Origin of the sequence: Catonella sp. (assembly GCF_052169795.1) — a bacterium.
In the GTDB taxonomy this organism is placed as follows: Bacteria; Bacillota; Clostridia; order Lachnospirales; family Lachnospiraceae; genus Catonella.
Genome location: NZ_JBQNBU010000168.1, coordinates 1 through 2,779 on the forward strand (window position 1 = coordinate 1; position 2,779 = coordinate 2,779).

Genomic DNA, 2,779 nt, shown 5'->3' on the forward strand with positions numbered 1-2,779 from the left:
CTGAAGATTTAACTTCTCTTAATTTAGACGGCTATAAGCTTATGTTAAATGAAGCTACAAAGGTATATACAAACTGGAAGGCAGCAGGAACTACACTCCGTGAAGTTAAAACTGCTACAGTAAATGACTGGTCTGCAATGCTTTATGTAGATGGTGAAATATATCACGCTAATGAGTATAAAGGCCTTGAGATTCTTGACAGAGTCGGTGGCGGCGACAGCTTTGCTTCCGGTTTAATCTATGGTCTTATGGAAACAGGCGATCCGGCTAAGGCAGTCAACTATGGCGCAGCACATGGCGCACTTGCAATGACTACACCGGGCGATACCTCAATGGCAAGAAAGGCTGAAGTTGAATCCTTAATGGCAGGCAAATCTGCAAGAGTCAAAAGATAATACATCCCATAACAAATCATAATTTCTCTTAACATAATGATTTATCACAATAAGATAATATGCTGAGTTTGCCTATATGAGAGCTTGCTCTTAATATAGCAAACTCAGCTAACAATTAAAATAATTTACAAAGCGTTTCTATTCCTTCTCTTATACTTTCCTCCCCTATATTCCCATATCCTATAAGTAAGGTTGCTACCTTTCCTTCCATATCTTCATTTGCAATCCTATGTTTTGATAAGCCTGTAAGTTTAATACCTTCATTCTCTGCCAGCTTTACAATATCTTCCTCATCCATACCAAAATTACATTCTGCCACCAAATGCATTCCTGCGTTTTCACCTTTTATTTTTATTTTTCCTCCAAATGACTTCAATGCCAATATCAGTGCATCATGCCTGTTTTTATATATTTTTCTTGTTTTATTGATATGTCTTTCGTAATATCCTCCCTCAATAAACTCGGTAAGCACAGCCTGTTCTATTCTGGGAACCGGACAGGCTAAAAAAGCCAGCTTTTCCTTATACCTTTGGAGAAGTTTATCCGGGAGTACCATGAAGCCAATCCTTATTGCAGGGGCTACCGTCCTTGAAAATGTACCAAGATATATGACCTTGTCACTACTGTCTATTGCCTTCATTGGAGGTATAGGAAGCCCTTTATATCTGAATTCACTATCATGATCATCCTCTATTATATATCTGTCTTCCTCCTTAGAAACCCATTCAAGAAGTTCTCTCCTCCTCCTTATCGGCATGACAATCCCTGTCGGAAACTGGTGTGCCGGAGTTAAATATACTACCTTAGCAGCTGTCATTTCAAGTTCATTAACCTTAAGTCCGCTTTTATCTAAACTAATAGGTCTTATTTTTCTATTTAATGACGAAAATATCTTATATGCCTGCATATAAGTAGGATCTTCCATAGCAAATTCAAGAGTTTCATCAAATAAATGCTCCAAAAGCTGTAACAGATAACCTGTACCTGCACCTATTATCATATTTTCAGGCTTTACCACAAGTCCTCTATAGCCAAACAAATACTTAGATATTGCTTTTCTAAGCCTTACATCTCCTTGATGCTCGCCTAAATTAAAAAGTTCTTCTCCGCCATCCCTCAAACATTTTCTATATAACCTGTCCCACATTTTATAAGGAAAGCTCTCCTTGCAGAGTGAAAATGGTGAAAAATCATACTTATATTCTTTTTTTATAGAATTCTCTTCCTCTTTCATAGGCATTAGATTTAAATTCCTGTCTTCAAGTATTTTATCCACTTGATTTACATAATATCCACTTTGGGGGCGTACCTCCACATAACCCTCTGCATATAACTGTTCGTAGGCAAGAGATACAGTATTTCTACTTATCTGTAAATTAACTGCAAGTCCTCTTTCAGAAGGAAGTCTGTCTCCTTTAATCAGTTCTCCAGTTAATATAAAATTCCTTATTTTAACATAGAGCTGTTCGTAAAGCGGTATCTTGCTTTCGTGGTCAAGTTCTACTGTAAGCATAGATTTCTCCTAATCAGACATCATTAATCTAAGTATCATTTCCATTACAAGATTCATTATAGGAAGAATTCATATAACTGTAAAGAGAAAAAGGCTTTAAAACATAGTTGCCTACATTTTAAGCCTTTTTCAACTTATCACTTACTTAACAAAAATATAATCAAACTCAGCAGGAATAATTACCTTTCCTTCTCCATCCACATATCCTGCCTTCTTATCTTTCTTTACATAGTATAAGTTTTCTGAAATCTTGTCCAGGTTCTCATACAGAAACGGAATATGCTCCTTTCCTTTTCTGTCAAGCAGACCGTACTTACCTTTTCTCTCAACAATCACACGGTCATCCTCCATAAAAGAACTCACTACATCATATTTTACCGGTATTACTACCTCACCTTTTAAATTCAAACAGCCTTCTTTTCCATTCTTTGCAGCAATAGCGATTCCTTTATCAAAGTTTTCGATGTAAGTATATTGAGGTTTTACAATAATCTTACCTTTCTTATTAACCAAACCGTACTTATAATCTTTATAACTTTTTCCAACTACAATCTTTGCACCGTTTTCGTTAATGAAGATATCATCATATTCTTCTCCATATCGCTTACCTTCCTTATCGATACAGAAATATTTTTCTGAAACACCTTCTCCTACTCTAACCGTCTCAGTACGTGATGATGGTGTAATCAGGAAACTTGCAGCATATGTTGTGCTTGGTATCAATGAAGATGGAATGAAAGAAGTCCTAAGCATTGTTGTTGGCGAGAACGAAAGCAGTAAGTACTGGCTGTCTGTATTGAACAGCTTAAAGAATCGTAGAGTTCAGGACATTCTCATTCTCTGCTCCGATGGTTTAACTGGTATCAAGGAT

The 2,779-nt window shown here is 36.5% G+C and carries 3 protein-coding genes and 1 pseudogene; 2 read left to right on the top strand and 2 right to left on the bottom strand.

Going from position 1 to position 2,779, the window contains the following annotated elements:
- Window positions 1-395: PfkB family carbohydrate kinase (locus tag ACTTKP_RS12085; protein WP_442554135.1), on the top strand; the 395-nt coding region annotated here is incomplete at its 5' end.
- A gap of 115 nt (window positions 396-510) precedes the next feature.
- On the opposite strand, the gene pdxR is transcribed toward ACTTKP_RS12085, so the two are convergent.
- Both pdxR and ACTTKP_RS12095 read right to left on the bottom strand, forming a co-directional pair.
- The gene (gene pdxR / locus ACTTKP_RS12090) at window positions 511-1,908 is read right to left on the bottom strand and encodes a MocR-like pyridoxine biosynthesis transcription factor PdxR (RefSeq protein WP_442554136.1); all 1,398 of its coding nucleotides are present in this window, start codon (window positions 1,906-1,908) and stop codon (window positions 511-513) included.
- 141 nt (window positions 1,909-2,049) lie between these two features.
- The gene (locus ACTTKP_RS12095; protein ID WP_442554137.1) at window positions 2,050-2,661 is read right to left on the bottom strand and encodes a WG repeat-containing protein; all 612 of its coding nucleotides are present in this window, start codon (window positions 2,659-2,661) and stop codon (window positions 2,050-2,052) included.
- On the opposite strand from ACTTKP_RS12095, the pseudogene ACTTKP_RS12100 reads away from it, so the two are divergent.
- Window positions 2,576-2,779 (top strand): annotated as a pseudogene (locus ACTTKP_RS12100) (transposase); the annotation flags it as partial. The gene ACTTKP_RS12095 and the pseudogene ACTTKP_RS12100 sit on opposite strands and share 86 nt — an antisense overlap.